13 protein-coding genes and 1 pseudogene are annotated in these 16233 nt (G+C 74.8%); 9 read left to right on the top strand and 5 right to left on the bottom strand.

What is annotated here, in order from left to right; translation table 11 throughout:
* Positions 1–88: 88 nt before the first annotated feature.
* Positions 89–277 carry a DUF5703 family protein gene (locus tag ACH4EB_RS12835; RefSeq protein WP_398347445.1) on the bottom strand — a complete coding sequence of 63 codons (189 nt, stop codon included), beginning with the start codon at positions 275–277 and terminating at the stop codon, positions 89–91.
* Between the two features lie 47 nt (positions 278–324).
* Here ACH4EB_RS12835 and ACH4EB_RS12830 point away from each other — a divergent pair, with 47 nt between their 5' ends.
* Positions 325–1032 carry a hypothetical protein gene (locus ACH4EB_RS12830; protein WP_398347444.1) on the top strand — a complete coding sequence of 236 codons (708 nt, stop codon included), beginning with the start codon at positions 325–327 and terminating at the stop codon, positions 1030–1032.
* Between the two features lie 90 nt (positions 1033–1122).
* Here ACH4EB_RS12830 and ACH4EB_RS12825 read toward each other — a convergent pair whose 3' ends face one another.
* On the bottom strand, positions 1123–3903 hold the full coding sequence (locus ACH4EB_RS12825; RefSeq protein WP_398347443.1) for a helix-hairpin-helix domain-containing protein: 2781 nt from the start codon (positions 3901–3903) through the stop codon (positions 1123–1125).
* Positions 3900–4883, bottom strand: coding sequence for an aldo/keto reductase (locus ACH4EB_RS12820; protein WP_398347442.1), 984 nt, complete (start codon positions 4881–4883; stop codon positions 3900–3902). Before ACH4EB_RS12820 ends, ACH4EB_RS12825 begins: the two co-directional genes overlap by 4 nt.
* Positions 4884–5080: 197 nt before the next feature.
* Here ACH4EB_RS12820 and ACH4EB_RS12815 point away from each other — a divergent pair, with 197 nt between their 5' ends.
* Together ACH4EB_RS12815 and ACH4EB_RS12810 are read left to right on the top strand one after the other, a co-directional pair.
* Positions 5081–6136, top strand: a complete 1056-nt coding sequence (locus ACH4EB_RS12815) for an LLM class F420-dependent oxidoreductase (RefSeq protein ID WP_398347441.1) — start codon at positions 5081–5083, stop codon at positions 6134–6136.
* Positions 6137–6479: 343 nt separating this feature from the next.
* Positions 6480–6925, top strand: a pseudogene (locus ACH4EB_RS12810) (hypothetical protein).
* A gap of 75 nt (positions 6926–7000) precedes the next feature.
* Here ACH4EB_RS12810 and corA read toward each other — a convergent pair.
* Positions 7001–7993: a magnesium/cobalt transporter CorA gene (corA, locus tag ACH4EB_RS12805; RefSeq protein ID WP_398347622.1), complete on the bottom strand. Its 993-nt coding sequence runs from the start codon at positions 7991–7993 to the stop codon at positions 7001–7003.
* Between the two features lie 238 nt (positions 7994–8231).
* Between corA and ACH4EB_RS12800 the strand changes: the two genes are divergently transcribed.
* The 4 genes from ACH4EB_RS12800 (at position 8232) to mshC (ending at position 11998) form a co-directional block, all read left to right on the top strand.
* Positions 8232–8930 (top strand): histidine phosphatase family protein, encoded by a 699-nt coding sequence (locus ACH4EB_RS12800; protein ID WP_398347440.1) that lies wholly within the window; start codon positions 8232–8234, stop codon positions 8928–8930.
* A 129-nt stretch (positions 8931–9059) separates the two neighbouring features.
* Positions 9060–9650, top strand: a complete 591-nt coding sequence (locus ACH4EB_RS12795; protein ID WP_398347439.1) for a DUF3090 domain-containing protein — start codon at positions 9060–9062, stop codon at positions 9648–9650.
* Between the two features lie 131 nt (positions 9651–9781).
* On the top strand, positions 9782–10591 hold the full coding sequence (locus ACH4EB_RS12790; RefSeq protein WP_398347621.1) for an SCO1664 family protein: 810 nt from the start codon (positions 9782–9784) through the stop codon (positions 10589–10591).
* A 177-nt stretch (positions 10592–10768) separates the two neighbouring features.
* Positions 10769–11998, top strand: a complete 1230-nt coding sequence (gene mshC / locus ACH4EB_RS12785) for a cysteine--1-D-myo-inosityl 2-amino-2-deoxy-alpha-D-glucopyranoside ligase (protein WP_398347438.1) — start codon at positions 10769–10771, stop codon at positions 11996–11998.
* Positions 11999–12278: 280 nt separating this feature from the next.
* Here mshC and ACH4EB_RS12780 read toward each other — a convergent pair whose 3' ends face one another.
* A complete protein-coding gene (locus tag ACH4EB_RS12780; RefSeq protein ID WP_398347437.1) occupies positions 12279–13499 on the bottom strand; it encodes a PAC2 family protein in 1221 nt (406 codons plus the stop codon).
* A gap of 328 nt (positions 13500–13827) precedes the next feature.
* On the opposite strand from ACH4EB_RS12780, the gene ACH4EB_RS12775 reads away from it, so the two are divergent.
* Together ACH4EB_RS12775 and ACH4EB_RS12770 are read left to right on the top strand one after the other, a co-directional pair.
* Positions 13828–15279, top strand: a complete 1452-nt coding sequence (locus ACH4EB_RS12775) for an enolase C-terminal domain-like protein (RefSeq protein WP_398347436.1) — start codon at positions 13828–13830, stop codon at positions 15277–15279.
* A gap of 122 nt (positions 15280–15401) precedes the next feature.
* Positions 15402–16154 (top strand): SDR family NAD(P)-dependent oxidoreductase, encoded by a 753-nt coding sequence (locus tag ACH4EB_RS12770; protein WP_398347435.1) that lies wholly within the window; start codon positions 15402–15404, stop codon positions 16152–16154.
* Positions 16155–16233: the final 79 nt, after the last annotated feature.

Raw genomic sequence — 16233 nt, 5'->3', positions numbered from 1 at the left:
CGGGCCTGCCGGACCCGGGTCCGTACGCGGCCGGGGAGCCCCGGGGCGGTCCTGCGGCCCGGCCCGTGCCGCGGCGGCCGCTCCACGCTCACCAGGTCGCCCGGACCTGACGGATGATACGGCGGCGCAGCCGCACCCGGCGGCTGCCGTCAGGGTTGAGGCGAAGGCGGTCCAACTCCCAGTGTCCGTACTCGGCATGGTCGGTCAGCAGGCGTGTGGCGGCCTTGCGGGAGACCCCTCGCGGCACATACACATCGCAGAATTCGTATTCCGGCATCGCATCTATTGTGCGGGACCCGCCCCGGTACGGATAGCGTCTGCACTATGTCTGATGCTGCGCAGCCTTCCGCTGCCGAGGTACGTGCCGCCGCCGAGGCGGTCAAAGCCGCGCTGGACCGTCACCTCGACGCGGTCGAACACCGCTCGGGCCAGGACGACCCCGCCGTCTACGCCGCGTTCGACGAACTCGCCGCGGCGGCTGAGGCGTACGACGAGCTGCTGTACGACACCTATGACGAGGTCACCCCCTTCGAGATCCCCGGGAGCGACACGCTGCCCGCCTACGCGGGCCCGGAGGAACCCAGCGCGCTGAGCGTGCTGATCCGGCGCGACTACGCGGTGGTCGAACCACAGCGGCTGCTGTCGCAGGCCCAGCGGATCGCCGACCTCGACCCGGAGTCGGCCGCCGACGCCGCGGCGGAGGCCAGGGCGCTCAACGGCGGTACGGGATCGGTGGCCGGCGTGGTCGGCAGCAGCGTGCACGCGGCGCTGGGCGTGCTCTTCGGGGAGTTCGAACCGGACGAGATCGCCACCCGGCACAAGGAGTTCGGCCTGGAGGAGGGCGACTCCACCCTGTGGGTCGTCGCCGCCGACGAGACGCCCGAGCCGGGGGAGTGGCTGTCCGCGCCGTTCGACCAGACCGATCCGCAGCGGGTGGTGTGCCGCTTCGACGTCAGCTCCGTCTTCGACGAGGACCTCGGCGCCGACACCGATGACGACGACGTACTGGAGCCGCTCGACGGGGAGCGGTGACGGCGTACGGACACCCCGCCGGGCGGACGTGGGACGGTGCCGGGGCGGCGCCTACCGACGCGCCGCCCCGGCACCGGGCGTCCCAGGCCCTCAGCCGGCCAGGGCGTCCGCTGTGGCCTGGACCGTCTGCTGCTGGAGCAGCGTCCGCAGGCGGGTGGTGCGTTCCTTCGCGGGAATCTCCGCGACCGCGCGCGGCAGCGCCTGGTCCACGCCCTGCACGACGGACAGATGGCGCTCCGCGCGGCTGAAGGCGGTGTAGACCCAGGAGCGGGTCAGCCCCTTGGCGGCGTCGCCCGGCAGCACGGCCACCACGGCCGGCCAGCGAGAGCCGACCGCCTGGTGGGCGGTGACGGCCCAGCCGTGGCGGACCGTGTCCGGACTCACCCGCTCCCGGGGAACGACCACGGGGGAGCCGGCGCAGTCCAGGTGCAGTCCGGCCGCGTCGGCACCGGTGACCCGGCCGGTGACCGTACGGCCGGGGACGGGCGAATAGGCGACGCGGTCGCCCGGGTCGAAGCCGCCGAACCGGCCGGGGCCGGGGTTGAGCCGCTCCTTGAGGGCAGCGTTCAGCGCGCGGGTGCCCGCGGCGCCGCCGTGGCCGGCCGTGACGACCTGTGTCTGCTCGGCGGGCACGCCGATCGCCCGGGGCACCGAGTCGGCGACGAGCTGGACGGTGCGGTGCACCGCCTCGCCCGGATCGCGCGCCGGGACGATCACCACTTCCTTGCCGGGCGCCTCGACCTGGAGCAGCTCGCCGACGCCGATGCCCGAGACCAGTTCGCCGACCGGCCCGAAGTCCGGGGTGCGGGAGGCGACCTGAGGGCAGCAGCGGGCGGCCAGCACGTCCGCGAACAGCCGGCCGGGACCGGCCGACCACAGCATGCCGGGGTCGCCGCTGAGCACCAGCCGGGCGCCGTCGGTCAGCGACTCCACGAGCAGCGCGGCGGCTTCGAGGTCCAGTTGGGGCGCGTCCAGGACGACGAGCAGGTCCAGGGCGAGCGCGCCGTCCGCGTCCCGGCCAGGGCCTTCGCGGCCGGCCAGCAGCCCGGAGAGCGTGACGGCGGCCTCGGCGGCGTCGCCGGGCGCAGCAGCCGTGGCGAGGCCGGTGTACGCGTCGGTCGCCTCGGCGAGATGCCGGGACAGGCGGGCGCGGCCGTCCGGGGTGTGGGTGGCGCCGCACGCCCGCAGGCCGAGCGCGCGGGCCGCGGCGATCAGCGCGGCGGGCTCGGCGCGGGCGGCCTCGGCGCCGGTGTGCGCGACCAGGCCGCTGCGGGCCGCGGCGCGGATCAGCTCCGCGGCGGAGGGGGAGGGGGCGGCCGCGGCGGCGGCTTCCCACGCGGCGGCGGAGGGCTGCCGTACGGGAACGTCTTCCGCCGGCGCGGAGCCGTCGGCCTGCTCGGCGGGGCCGTCCCGCTCCGGGGCGCTGCTCGCGGCCGGCTGATCGCCGTCCGCGTCGGTGGGCTCCTCGAAGGTGTTGAGCAGCCGTGCCAGGCCGTCCGCGACGCTCTCCTCGGCCATGGCGAACCGGTCGAGTCCGAGCAGGACCCGGACCGGCTGCTCCTCGTCCTCGGCGTCGGCCGCCGGACGGGCTCCGCCGGGCGTTTCGACGGCGTCCTGGAAGACCAGCACGGTCCCTTCGGCGATGGCCGTCTGAAGGGCCTCGTCCGGGTCCGGCACGGAGCGCTGGGCGAGCGCGGCGCGCAGCGCGGGTGCCTCCAGCGCGGAGTGCCCCGCCAGGGCGGCCTGCTCCAGCAGCCAGCCGACCAGGGCCTGCGCGCGCCGGGCGTCGTCCGGCCCGCAGGCCGGGCCGAGCAGCGCCCGCGCGAAGCCGTCGGCCTGCTCGGGGCGGACGCCCGGTACGGAGAGCAACTGCCACGGGTCCTCGCGCAGCGCCTCCGCCGCGCGCTCGCCGAGCGTTTCGGCGGCCTTCGCGGCCAGCGCCTCCGGCGCGCCGCCCGCCGCCAGCACCTGCCGTACGCCGTCCAGGCCGGGGGCCAGGTCGGGGGCCAGGTCGGGGGCCAGGCCGGCCGGCGTGGCCGGATGGGCCGCCGTGTGGGCCGCGGGGACGGGGCGGCTGCCGCTGTCACCGCCCGGGGCCGGGCGGGTGTGACCAGGCGCGCTGCCCTGGCCGGGCCCGGCGGGCTGCGGCGGGGGCTCCATCGGCCCGCCGCGCTGCTGAGGGGTGCCCGCCGCCGGGGCCGGTGCGCCGCCCTGGGGCTTCCGGGCGCCCGCCGTCGCGGCGGTGCCGCCGCCCGACCGGGGCGACCGCTCGGTGAAGAACGAGTCCGCCGACCGCTCACCGCTCTCCACGGCCCGCACCGCCGCCGCCAGCGCGGCAGCACTGGGCGCGCCACTCTGCCCGGCGGGGGCGGGGGCGGGGGCGGGGGCGGGGGCCGGGGTGGCGGTGCTGTCCGGGGACGTGGGGCCGGCCGGGGTGGCGGTGCTGTCCGGAGCGGTGGCGTTGTTCGACGTGGCGGTGCTGTCCGGGACGGCGGCGTTGTCCGGGGTGGCGGCGTCCGCACTGGTGGGCGCGTCCGCTGTCGGCTCGTCCGCGCCCGCGTCCGCGTCCTCGTTCGCGTCCGCTGCCGGTCCGGTCGCGTCCGCTGTCGACTCGTCCGCGTCGGTACGTACCGCCACCGAATCGTCCGACTCCGACTCCGTCACCGGCTCACCCGAAGCCCCTGCCTTCCGGGGGTCCTCGGCCTCTGGAGCGCCCACGGCCTCCACCGCGCCCCCAGCCACACCGTCCGTGTCACCGGCCGTCCCGGCTGCGTCCGGGGTGACCGGCGGGGCGGTCTCCTCGGGAGCGGTCTCCGGGCCGGGCGCGGTGGGCTCGGGCGCGGCCTCGTCGGAGAGGCGGTCGGTACTCACAGCGTGCTCCAGTCGTGGTCGGGGTAGTGGTGCACCGGGGCCGAGATGTCATTCAGGGCCCGGCAGATCTCGTCAGGAAGACTAAGGGTCTCCACTGACAATGCCGCTCTGAGCTGCTGCGCCGTGCGGGCGCCGATGACCGGGGCGGTGACTCCGGGCCGGTCGCGTACCCACGCCAGAGCCACCTGCAACGCGGTGACGGCGAGCCCGTCGGCGGCCGTGGTGACCGCCTCGACGATGCGGCCCGCCGTGTCGTCCAGGTACGGGGCGACGAACGGCGCGAGCCGCTCCGATGCGCCGCGCGAGTCGGCCGGGGTGGCGTGCCGGTACTTGCCGGTGAGCACCCCGCGGCCCAGCGGCGACGAGGGCAGCAGGCCGACGCCGAGGTCGCGCGCGGCGGGCAGCACCTCCCGCTCGATGCCGCGTTGGAGGAGGGAGTACTCCATCTGGGTGCCGGCCAGGCGCGTCCGGATGGTCGGCGCGGAGAGCTGCCAGGTCGCGGCCTTGGCCAACTGCCAGCCGGAGAAGTTCGAGACGCCGACATAGCGCGCGCGGCCGGTGGCGACGGCGATGTCGAGCGCCTGGAGGGTCTCTTCGAGCGGGGTGTGCGGATCGAAGGCGTGCAGTTGCCAGAGGTCCACGTAGTCGGTGCCGAGACGTTCCAGCGAGGCGTCCAAAGCCTCCAGCAGATGGCGGCGGGAGCCGTCGGCGCGGCGGTCCGCGTCCAAGACGCTGCCCGCCTTCGTCGCGATGACCAGGTCCCGGCGCGGCACCAGCCCCTCGCAGAGCCGCCCCAGCAGGTATTCGGCGCCGCCGTCCGCGTACACGTCCGCCGTGTCCACGAGGGTGCCGCCGGCTTCCCAGAACGCCTTGAGCTGCTCGGCGGCGTCGTGCTCGTCGGTGTCCCTGGCCCAGGTCAGGGTGCCGAGGCCGAGACGGGACACGCGCAGGCCCGTACGGCCGAGGTGCCTTTGCTCCATGAGCCTTGAGATTACTGGCCCGTCGCCCGGGCCACGGGACCCTGTGGACAACCGCCCGGCCGGTGCGCCGCCGCCTGTGGACAACGCGGTGGGCCCGGTGCGCCGCCGGCCGGCGGCGCACCGGCCGGTGACGTCCGGCGCCACCCCGCGCTAGAGTCCCCGGAACACCGACGTTACTGATCAGTAAGGGGAGCGGTATGAAGCTCGGGATCAACCTCGGCTACTGGGGCGCCGGGATGGACGCGGACAACCTGGCCGTCGCGCAGGAGGCCGACCGGCTCGGCTACGCGGTGTGCTGGGCGGCCGAGGCGTACGGCTCCGACGCCCCCACCGTGCTCTCCTGGGTCGCCTCGCGGACCGAGCGCATCGACGTCGGCTCGGCGATCTTCCAGATTCCGGCCCGTACGCCCGCGATGACCGCGATGACGGCCGCCACCCTCGACTCGCTGTCCGGCGGCCGCTTCCGGCTGGGCCTGGGCGTCTCCGGACCGCAGGTCTCCGAGGGCTGGTACGGCGTGAAGTTCGACAAGCCGCTGGCCCGCACCCGGGAGTACGTGGAGATCGTCCGCAAGGCGATGACGCGCGAGCGGCTGTCCTACGAGGGGCAGCACTGGACGCTGCCGCTGCCCGGCGGCCCCGGCAAGCCGCTGAAGCTGACCGTGCACCCGCAGCGCGAGCACATCCCGCTCTACATCGCCGCGATCGGCCCCAAGAACCTCACCCAGACCGGTGAGATCGCCGACGGCGCGCTGTTGATCTTCCCCTCCGCCGACCACCTGGAGGAGACCGCGATCACCCACATCCGGGCGGGCCGGGAGAAGGCGGGCAGGACCCTGGAGGGCTTCGACATCTGCCCGACGCTGCCGCTGGCCGTCGGCGCCGACCAGGACGTCAGCGCGCTCGCCGACACCTTCCGCCCCTACACGGCGCTGTACGTGGGCGGTATGGGCAGCCGCAAGCAGAACTTCTACAACCAGCTCGCCCAGCGCATGGGGTACGAGAAGGAGGCCGCCGAGATCCAGGACAAGTACCTGTCCGGCGACAAGGAGGGCGCGGCGGCCGCGATCCCGCAGAAGCTGATCGACCAGACCACGCTGCTGGGCTCCGTCGAGCGCATCGCGGACCGGATGCAGGCGTACGCGGCGGCCGGGGTGACCACGCTGACCCTCGCGCCCGCCGGTTTCACGCTGGAGGAGCGCATCGCCTCGCTGCGGGCGGGCACCGAGGCCCTGGAGCGCGCGGGGCTCGCGTAAGGACGTTAGGACGTTAGGACGTAAGGACGTAAGGACAAGGGCGTAAGAGCACGGGGGGCGTACGGGCGGCCCGTGCGGCGGGGGCGCCGGGCCGGCGGCCGGCCCGGCGGCAAGCCTGCGGCCGTGGTGGGGGCTCGGGGGTCTTCCCCGCCACGGCCGTCACCCGCACAACGCCGGGACGGTCCGCGTGGTTACGCGGCGGTGCTCCGTCCGGCCGCCGGCCCGTCCTCCGGCTGTCCGGTGTGTCACCTGTTCGGATGAGATGCCGACGCGGTGGTTGCCGCCGTCCCCGTACCGCACCGTCACTTTTCTTCTGCGGGCGCGGTGTATCGGTGGTGGCCCGGTGCTCTCGGCCAGAAGTCTGTTCCAGGAGATCCTCGACCACGACGAGTCCTACCGGCTGTTCTGCTCCATCGCGGCCGGCGGCGAGGCGCAGGGCGGCTGGGAGAACGGCCGGATCGCCGCCCTGATGCCCGCGTCGCCGCGCGCTGGGCCCCCAGGCCGCCCCGGCCGGCGGAGCGGGGCCACGGCCGCGCGATCCGGCGCACCCTGTGGGCCGCGGCACGTGTCGAGACCGAGGTCTACCGGGACGTCAGCCTGGCCGTGCGGCCCACATGGGGCGCATCCTGAGTGCGGCCGTGGCCGAAGGCCGCCCTCCTGGCCGACGGCATCCGCGCGGTGTACGCCCATGAACGACTCGCCGGATGGCGCCGGATGGTCGCGCTCCGCCTCCCGGAGCGGCGCGACGCGCTGGGCGGCCCGGCCGCCTCGGCGCCCGAACCCGTCTGAGGCACGTCGGCGCCGGAGGGGCCGACTCCGCGGCCCGGCGCGCGTCGGCGCTCTCCGGCCGGCGCGCGCGGGTGCTCACAGCCAGCCGCGGCGTTTGAAGAGGCGGTACAGGGACAGTTCGATGGCCACCATCACGAGCAGGATGCCGTAGTAGCCCCAGGACCACTTCAGCTCGGGCATGTGCTCGAAGTTCATGCCGTAGACGCCCGCGATCAGCGTCGGTACGGCCGCCAGGGCCGCCCAGGCGGAAATCTTGCGCATGTCGTCGTTCTGGCGCACGCCCATCTGCGCCAGGTGGGCGCTGAGGATGTCCGACAGCAGCCGGTCCAGGCCCTCGACGGACTCGTTGGCGCGGGTGAGGTGGTCGCCGACGTCCCGGAAGAACGGCCGGGCCTCGTCGTGCACGAAGGGCACCCCGGGGTTCTGCAGCCGCAGCATCGGCTCCACCAGCGGGTTGGTGGCCCGCCGGAACTCCAGCACCTCGCGTTTGAACGCGTAGATCGCGGCGGCGGTGTTGTTGGTGTCCGACCGGGACGGCGCGAACACCTCCGCCTCCAACTCCTCCAGGTCCACCTGGAGTTCCGCCGCCACCTCGATGTAGTGGTCGACGACCGCGTCACCGACCGCGTACAGCACCGCGGTGGGGCCGTGCCGCAGGACGTCCGGCTCGTGCTCCAGGCGCCGGCGTACGGCGGCGAGCGGGCTGGCCGCGCCGTGCCGGACGACCACGACGAAGGAGTCGCCGAGGAAGATCATCAGCTCGCTGGCGGAGATGGAGCCCGCCGCGTCGTCGTAGGAGATCGGTTTGAGCACCACGAACAGCGAGTCGTCGTACACCTCCAGCTTCGGCCGCTGGTGGGCCTTGAGAGCGTCCTCCACGGCGAGTGGGTGCAGCCCGAACTCCTTGCTGACATGGTCGAACTCCTCCTGGGTGGGCTCGTGCAGCCCGAGCCACAGGAACGAGTGACCTTCGGCGCGCGCCGCTTCGAGGGCGTCGGAGAAGTCCGTGGGCCCTTCGGTGCGGCGGCCGTCCTGGTAGATGGCGCAGTCGACGATCACACGGGGAATTGTCACCCGCCGCGCCCTGTGGGGCCAGGAGCCCGGGTACGGGCCGGCCGCCCGTACCCGGTGCCGTACGGGCACGGTCCCTGGCCGCCGGACCGCGCGTACCGCGACGGCACCGGGGGCCGCGCCCGGCCCACGGCCCCATGTCCCGTTCCGCGACCGGCCCACGGCCCCACGGTTCCGCAGCCCGCCCGCGGCCCCGCGCCCCGTGCCGCCGCCCCGGGAACGTAGGCTGGCTGCCATGCCCACGCTGATCCTGGTGCGGCACGGCCGCTCCACCGCCAACACGTCCGGTCTGCTCGCCGGGCGGACGCCCGGAGTGACGCTCGACGAGCGGGGCGCCGCCCAGGCCGCCGCGCTCCCCGGCCGCCTCGCGGACCTGCCGCTCGCCGCCGCCGTGAGCAGCCCGCTGGAGCGCTGCCTGGAGACCCTGCGGCCGCTCCTGGACGCCCGGCCCGGCCTGCCGCTGCACACCGAGGACCGCGTCAACGAGTGCGACTACGGCGACTGGTCGGGCCGCAAACTGGCCGAACTCAACGACGAGCCGCTGATGGAGGTCGTCCAGCAGCACCCGTCCGCCGCCGCCTTCCCCGGCGGGGAGTCCATGCGGGCCATGCAGGCCCGCGCCGTGGACGCGGTGCGGGACTGGAACGCCCGGATCGAGGCCGCGCACGGCCCCGAAGCGGTCTACGCGATGTGCTCGCACGGCGACATCATCAAGTCGCTCGTCGCCGACGCCCTCGGTCTGCACTTCGACCTCTTCCAGCGGATTTCGGTCGAGCCCTGTTCGCTGACCGCGATCCGCTACACCCGGCTGCGGCCCTACGTCGTACGCCTCGGCGACACCGGCGACTTCGGCGGGCTGGCGCCACGGGCGGACGGCAGCACGGCGGCCGACGAGCGGGACGCGGCCGTCGGCGGTGGCGCGGGCGGGCCGTGATCAGCGGGCGCAGTAGGGTGGTGCGACGGCGCTGCCTGCCACACCTCCTGCGTTCCGTACCCGGAAGCCACACCCACAGGAACCGCAGCGACCTCACAGACCCCGCAGTCGAGCAAACGGAGCAGGACGTTGTCCCGTCAGGTGTTCTTCTACGACGCGCCGGACCGCTTCGTGGCCGGTACGGTCGGGCTGCCTGGCCGCCGTAGCTTCTTCCTCCAGGCGACGGCGGCCGGCCGTACCACCAGTGTCGCCCTGGAGAAGACCCAGGTCGCCGCGCTCGCCGAGCGTATCGACGAGCTGCTGGACGAAGTGGTGCGCCGCAGCGGCGGCAACGCGCCCGTGCCCGCGGTGGCTCCCGCCGAGACGACCGACACCGCTCCGCTGGAGTCACCGGTCGAGGAGGAGTTCCGGGTCGGCACGATGGCGCTCGCCTGGGACGGCGACGAACAGCGCATGATCATCGAGGCCCAGGCGCTGGTCGAGCTGGAGGCCGACACGGACGAGGACCTCGCCGAGGCCGAGGAGCGGCTGCTCCAGGACGACGAGAACGGCCCGCCGATGCTGCGGGTGCGCCTCACCGGCACGATGGCCCGCTCCTTCGCCAAGCGGGCCCTGGAAGTCGTCAACGCGGGGCGCCCGCCCTGCCCGCTGTGCAGCCTGCCGCTCGACCCGGAGGGACACGTGTGCCCGCGCCAGAACGGATACCGGCGGGACGCGTGACGCCGGGGGAGGAGACGACGGTGGCAGCCGGCGGCAGCCCGGACGGCCGGGTGCCGGCCGGCCGGGCGGACGGCGGCCCGGACGGGCAGGCGAACGGCGGTGAGCGGGCGAGGAGCGGCGGGAGCGGCGGCATAACCGCCCCGGCCGACGGGCGGCTGACCGCCGACGCCCTCACGCACGGCGAGCTGACCGTACGCGGACAGGTCCGCGAGGCGTCCAACGCCGTCCTGTACTGCACGGTCACCCACGAGGGCGTCAGCGGCACCTGCGTCTACAAGCCCGTCGCCGGCGAGCGCCCGCTGTGGGACTTCCCCGACGGTACGCTCGCCCAGCGCGAGGTCGCCGCGTACGAACTGTCCCGCGCCACCGGCTGGGGCCTGGTCCCCACCACCGTGCTGCGCGACGGCCCCTATGGGCAGGGCATGGTCCAGGAGTGGATCGAGGCGGCGCCCGAGGGCGCGGAGCTGCTGGCGCTGGTCGAGGGGGAGGAGCCGGGGCCCGGCTGGAAACCGGTGGGTTTCGCCGAGGTCGGCGAAGGCCGTACGGCACTTCTGGTACACGCCGACGACGAGCGGCTGCGGCGTCTGGCGGTCCTGGACGCCGTCATCAACAACGGCGACCGCAAGGGCGGCCATTTGCTGCCCGCCGAGGGCGGCCGGCTGTACGCCATCGACCACGGCGTGACCTTCAACGCCGAGGACAAGCTGCGCACGCTCCTGTGGGGCTGGGCGGGGGAGCCGCTGACCGGGGAGGCGCGCGAGGTGCTGGGGCGGCTCGGCACGGCCCTGGAGGCGGGCGCTCCGCTCGCCGCCCGGCTGGCCGCGCTGATCACCGGCGCCGAGCTGGCGGCGCTGCGCGCCCGTGTGGCGGACCTGCTGCGTACCGGAGTGCACCCGCGGCCGGGCGGCGACTGGCCGCCGATTCCCTGGCCGCCGGTCTGAGCGCCGGCCGGGCGCCCGGAGGGCCCGCCGCGGTGCGAAGCGGCAGCCCCGTGGCCCTGCCCGGGCTCCGGCGGCGGCCCGGAAAGCACAGATCGCCCCTCGGCACAAGAGTGCCTTCTCGGCCAAGATCCGAGGTCCGGTTCGTATGCGGAACATGCATCCGGTTACGCTCAAGACATGCATGCATGGCCCGCTTCTGAGGTCCCCGCCCTGCCTGGCCAGGGCCGCGACCTGAGGATCCACGACACCGCGACCGGCGGACGGGTGACCCTCGCCCCTGGTCCCGTCGCCCGTATCTACGTCTGCGGCATCACGCCGTACGACGCCACCCACATGGGGCACGCGGCGACCTACAACGCGTTCGACCTGGTTCAGCGCGTGTGGCTCGACACGAAGCGCCAGGTGCACTACGTGCAGAACGTCACCGACGTCGACGACCCCCTCCTGGAGCGGGCACTGGCCACCGGCGACGACTGGACCGCGCTCGCCGAGCGCGAGACCGCCCTGTTCCGCGAGGACATGACGGCCCTGCGGATGCTCCCGCCGCGCGAGTACGTCGGCGCCGTCGAGGCCATACCGTGGATCGTCCCGATGGTCGAGCGGCTGCGCGACAACGGCGCGGCCTACGAACTCGAAGGCGACATCTACTTCTCCGTCGAGGCCGACCGGCACTTCGGCGAGGTCTCCCGGCTCGACGCCGAGGCGATGCGGGTGCTGTCCGCCGAGCGCGGCGGCGACCCGGAGCGCCCCGGCAAGAAGAACCCGCTCGACCCGATGCTGTGGATGGCCGCCCGCGACGGCGAGCCGAGCTGGGACGGCGCTTCGCTCGGCCGCGGCCGGCCGGGCTGGCACATCGAGTGCGTCGCCATCGCCCTGGAGCACCTGGGCATGGGCTTCGACGTGCAGGGCGGCGGCTCCGATCTCGCCTTCCCGCACCACGAGATGGGCGCCTCGCACGCCCAGGCGCTGACCGGCGAGCACCCCTTCGCCAAGGCGTACGTACACGCCGGCATGGTCGGCCTGAACGGCGAGAAGATGTCCAAGTCCAAGGGGAACTTGGTCTTCGTCTCCAAGGTGCGGCGCGACGGCACGGACCCGGCGGCGATCCGCCTGGCCCTGCTGGCGCACCACTACCGGGCCGACTGGGAGTGGACGGACACCGTCCTGGAAGAGGCCGTGGAGCGGCTGGCGCGCTGGCGCGCCGCGGTCTCCCGCCCGGACGGGCCGCCGGCCGACGCGCTGCTGGCGGAGATCCGTACGGCACTGGCCGACGACCTGGACTCGCCGGCCGCGCTCGCCGCGGTCGACCGCTGGGCCGCCGCGCAGCAGGCGGACGGCGGCAGCGACGAGGGCGCGCCCGGACTCGTGTCCCGCGCCGTGGACGCGCTGCTCGGCGTGGCGCTCTGACCTTCTGACGGGCCGCGGGTGAAACGGTCCGCCTGACGGGCCGCGCGCGAGACGGTCCGTCGCCTCTCATCCCTCCGGGGCGTTCCCTCTCATGAGGGAGCGCCCCGATTCGTTGGTGAAGAGATGCCGGCGCGGCGGGTGTCCCTCGCGACGGCGGCTGCCCGGCTGGCCCCGCCCCCGCCCGGCGCGGAGACGGCCTGTAGGAGACGCCCGGAACCGGACGTTCTCCACGGGCCCGCGCCCGCTCCACCGGTCGCGGGCCCCGGCGCTGCCCCCGGGGTCATTCCTCGGAGTCGTCCGGGGAACCGTCCTCCGCGCTCCTGGCGTCCGCCGAACCACCGGGCTCGCCGGTCTCCCGTGACGGTCGGCCCGGCGTCCCGGCGGCTCCGGAGCCACCGGACTCCTTGGGTCCCCCGGGTCCCTTGGACCCCATGCTCTCCGTGGGTTCCGCGGGTTCCCGGGCCTCCGCGGCCTCCGTGGAATCCCTGGGCTCCTTCGGCTCCTTCGGCTCCTTGGACTCCTTGGACTCCTTCGGCTCCACGTGCGCCGGTTTCGGCGGGCGGGTGCGATCGCTCGCCGTGTCACGCAGGTACGAGCCGTCGCGGCCGTCGGCGATCCCGCCCTCGGTCGCCAGGCCGGGCCCGGCCTGCGGGTCCCGGCGCCGCAGATAGCGCTCGAACTCCCGGGCGATGGCCTCGCCCGACGCCTCCGGCAGGTCGGCGGTGTCCCGCGCCTCCTCCAGCGACTGGACGTACTCGGCGACCTCGCTGTCCTCGGCCGCCAACTGGTCCACGCCGAGCTGCCAGGCGCGCGCGTCCTCGCTCAGTTCGCCCAGCGGGATGCGCAGATCGAGCAGATCCTCCAGGCGGTTGAGGAGCGCGAGGGTCGCCTTCGGGTTCGGCGGCTGCGAGACGTAGTGCGGCACCGCCGCCCACAGGCTGACCGCCGGGACACCCGCGTGGGTGCACGCCTCCTGGAGGATGCCGACGATGCCCGTCGGGCCTTCGTAGCGGGTCTCCTCCAGGTCCATCGTGCGGGCCAGGTCCGGGTCGGAGGTGACACCGCTGACCGGCACCGGCCGGGTGTGCGGGGTGTCGCCGAGCAGCGCGCCCAGCACCACCAGCATCTCCACGCCCAACTCGTGGGCGAAGCCCAGGATCTCGTTGCAGAACGAGCGCCAGCGCATGCTGGGTTCGATGCCGCGCACCAGAACCAGGTCGCGCGGCTTGCCCTTGCCGTTCGCGTCGGCGATCCGCACGACGGAGAGCCGCGTCGTGGGCCACGTGATCTTGCGGACGCCGCCGTCCAGCCAGACGGTCGGACGGTTGACCTGGAAGTCGTAGTAGTCCTCCGCGTCCAGCGCGGCGAACACCTCCCCCTTCCACTCCCGGTCCAGATGCGCGACCGCGGCGGAGGCGGCGTCGCCGGCGTCGTTCCAGCCCTCGAACGCGGCCACCATGACCGGGTCGATCAGCTCGGGAACTCCGTCGAGCTCGATCACCCAGCGCCTCCTTCCGACCGGCGCCGCCTCCTCGGGACGGTCACCGGCAGCAGTTCCATTGCGTGCGCCCCCAGCCTACGGCGTCCGCCGGACCCCGACGCAGCCCCTGTGCACGAACGAGTGTGCATACATCCGACGTGTTCGGATTCCGTCCGCCTCGGCCGCCTTTCCCCGTCCGAAACCGGCCGGACCCCGCCCCGCGTCCGGGTTCGGACCGTGGTGGGCAACTTCCCCGCGCCCTCTGGACGGTGGCGCGGCAGCGGCGCTATACATCGGAGGTCCGGCAAAGGTCCGATGTTCGTCCGCACCCCTCGCTGGAGGCGTACGCATGGCCGTCACCGCACCCGTCACCGGGGTCGAGGTCCACGACGTCCGCTTCCCCACCTCGCGGCGCCACCAGGGCTCGGACGCCATGCACCCGGACCCCGACTACTCCGCCGCCTACGTCGTCCTGCACACCGCCGACGGCGGCCGGGGTCACGGCCTGTGCTTCACCATCGGCCGGGGCAACGGCCTCGCCGCCGACGCGATCCGCGCCCTCGCCCCGTACGTCACCGGCCGCCCGGCCCCCGTCACCGCCGCCGGCCTGGCCGCCCTGCACCGCGACCTGACCCAGGATTCGCAGTTGCGCTGGCTCGGACCGGAGAAGGGCGTGACGCACATGGCGGCCGGGGCGCTGCTCAACGCCGCCTGGGACCTGGCCGCCACCCGCGCCGGCCTGCCGGTGTGGGCGTTCCTGGCCGCCATGTCGCCCGAGGAGCTGGTCTCCCTCGTCGACTTCCGCTACCTCTCCGACGCGCTCACCCCGGACGAGGCCCTGGCGATCCTGCGCGCCGCCGAGCCGGGCCGCGCCGAGCGCGCCGCCCGGCTGGAGGCCGAGGGGTACCCGGCGTACACCACCTCGCCCGGCTGGCTGGGGCACGACGACGCCACGCTCGTCCGGCTGGCCCGGGAGGCGGTGGCCGACGGGTTCGGGCAGATCAAGCTCAAGGTGGGCGCCGACCTCGGTGACGACCTGCGGCGGCTGCGGCTGGCCCGGGAGGCCGTGGGGCCCGCGGTACGCATCGCGGTCGACGCCAACCAGCGCTGGGACGTGGCCGACGCGGTGCGCTGGATGACCGCGCTCGCGCCGTACCGGCCGTACTGGATCGAGGAGCCGACCAGCCCCGACGACATCCTCGGGCACGCCGCGGTGCGCTCCGGCCAGCCGGTCAAGGTCGCCACCGGGGAGCACGCCGCCAACCGCGTCGTCTTCAAGCAGTTGCTCCAGGCCGGCGCGGTGGACTTCGTGCAGATCGACGCGGCCAGGGTGGCGGGGGTCAACGAGAACCTGGCGATCCTGCTGCTGGCCGCCAAGTACGGCGTGCCGGTGTGCCCGCACGCGGGCGGGGTCGGGCTGTGCGAGCTGGTGCAGCACCTGGCGATGTTCGACTACGTGGCGGTGTCCGGGAGCCGCGAGGACCGGGTGATCGAGTACGTCGGCCACCTCCACGAGCACTTCACCGACCCGGCCGTCGTCGAGGGCGGCCGCTACCGGGCTCCCGCCGCGCCCGGCTTCTCCGCCCGCATGAAGCCCGCCTCGGTCGCCGCGTACCGCTTCCCGGACGGGCCGGTGTGGCGGTCCGGGCCCGGCGGAGGACCGAACGCGGCGGGCGGGCCGTACGGCGCCGACGGTGGCCAGGACGGCGGCCGGTGCGCGCCGGACGCGCCGGACGCACCCGCCGGGCCGTACGCCACGGACGGGCCGGACCCGGCGGCCGGACAGGAGGTCACGGCATGAGCACCGCACCGGAAGTCCCCGAGCCTCCGGGAATCCCCGAGCCGCCGGAAGTCCCCGAGCCTTCCGAAGCTCCCGGATCTCCGGAAGTCCCACGCCCCCCGGAGGCACGCGACTTCGCGGGTATGGCGGCGATCGTCACCGGCGGTGCCTCCGGCATCGGCGCCGCCACCGCCGCCTTGCTGCTGCGCCGCGGCGCCCGGGTCGCCGTACTGGACCGCGACCCGGCCGGCGCGCCGCCCGGCACCTTGCCCGTCACGGCCGACGTGACCGACGACGCCGTCGTACGGACAGCCGTCGCGGCGGCCGTGGACGCGCTGGGCGGAGCACTGGACACCCTCGTCGGCAACGCGGGCATCGGCGCCGTCGGCACGGTCGAGGACCACGCCGACGAGGAGTGGCGGCACGTCCTCGACGTCAACGTCCTGGGGCTGGTGCGCACCGCGCGGGCCGCCCTGCCGTACCTGCGGCGGGCGGCCGCCGCCCACCCCGGCCGGGCGTCGATCACCCACACCTGCTCCGTCGCCGCCACCGCCGGACTGCCGCGGCGCGCCCTGTACAGCGCCAGCAAGGGAGCGGTGCTCTCCCTCACTCTCGCCATGGCCGCCGACCACGTCCGCGAGGGCGTCCGCGTCAACTGCGTCAACCCCGGCACGGCGGACACCCCGTGGGTCGGTCGGCTGCTGGACCAGGCGCCGGACCCGGTCGCCGAGCGGGCCGCGCTCAACGCCCGGCAGCCTTCCGGCCGCATGGTCACCGCGGACGAAGTGGCCGCCGCCATCGCCCACTTGGCGTCCCCGGCGGCCTCCGGCATCACCGGCACCTCCCTCGCGGTCGACGGCGGAATGCAGGGCCTGCGCCTGCGGCCCGCCACCTGAGCCGTACGGGCGGCGGGCAGCCAGGAGCCGTACGGGCAGGGCAGCCCGGGGCCGTACGGGAGCGGGCGGCGCCGCCGGA

The sequence above is a fragment of the Streptomyces sp. NPDC018045 genome (genome assembly GCF_044327445.1).
Lineage (GTDB): Bacteria > Actinomycetota > Actinomycetes > Streptomycetales > Streptomycetaceae > Streptomyces.
This window is presented reverse-complemented; position numbering and strand designations above follow the sequence as displayed.

Bases quoted from the DNA above. Each gene is read 5' to 3' on its own strand.
- ACH4EB_RS12815 (WP_398347441.1), top strand. From the start codon at position 5,081: ATGAAGCTCGGGATCAACCTCGGCTACTGGGGCGCCGGGATGGACGCG.
- ACH4EB_RS12770 (WP_398347435.1), top strand. From the start codon at position 15,402: ATGGCGGCGATCGTCACCGGCGGTGCCTCCGGCATCGGCGCCGCCACC.
- mshC (WP_398347438.1), top strand. From the start codon at position 10,769: ATGCATGCATGGCCCGCTTCTGAGGTCCCCGCCCTGCCTGGCCAGGGC.
- ACH4EB_RS12800 (WP_398347440.1), top strand. From the start codon at position 8,232: ATGCCCACGCTGATCCTGGTGCGGCACGGCCGCTCCACCGCCAACACG.
- ACH4EB_RS12830 (WP_398347444.1), top strand. From the start codon at position 325: ATGTCTGATGCTGCGCAGCCTTCCGCTGCCGAGGTACGTGCCGCCGCC.
- ACH4EB_RS12820 (WP_398347442.1), bottom strand. From the start codon at position 4,883: ATGGAGCAAAGGCACCTCGGCCGTACGGGCCTGCGCGTGTCCCGTCTC.
- ACH4EB_RS12835 (WP_398347445.1), bottom strand. From the start codon at position 277: ATGCCGGAATACGAATTCTGCGATGTGTATGTGCCGCGAGGGGTCTCC.
- ACH4EB_RS12775 (WP_398347436.1), top strand. From the start codon at position 13,828: ATGGCCGTCACCGCACCCGTCACCGGGGTCGAGGTCCACGACGTCCGC.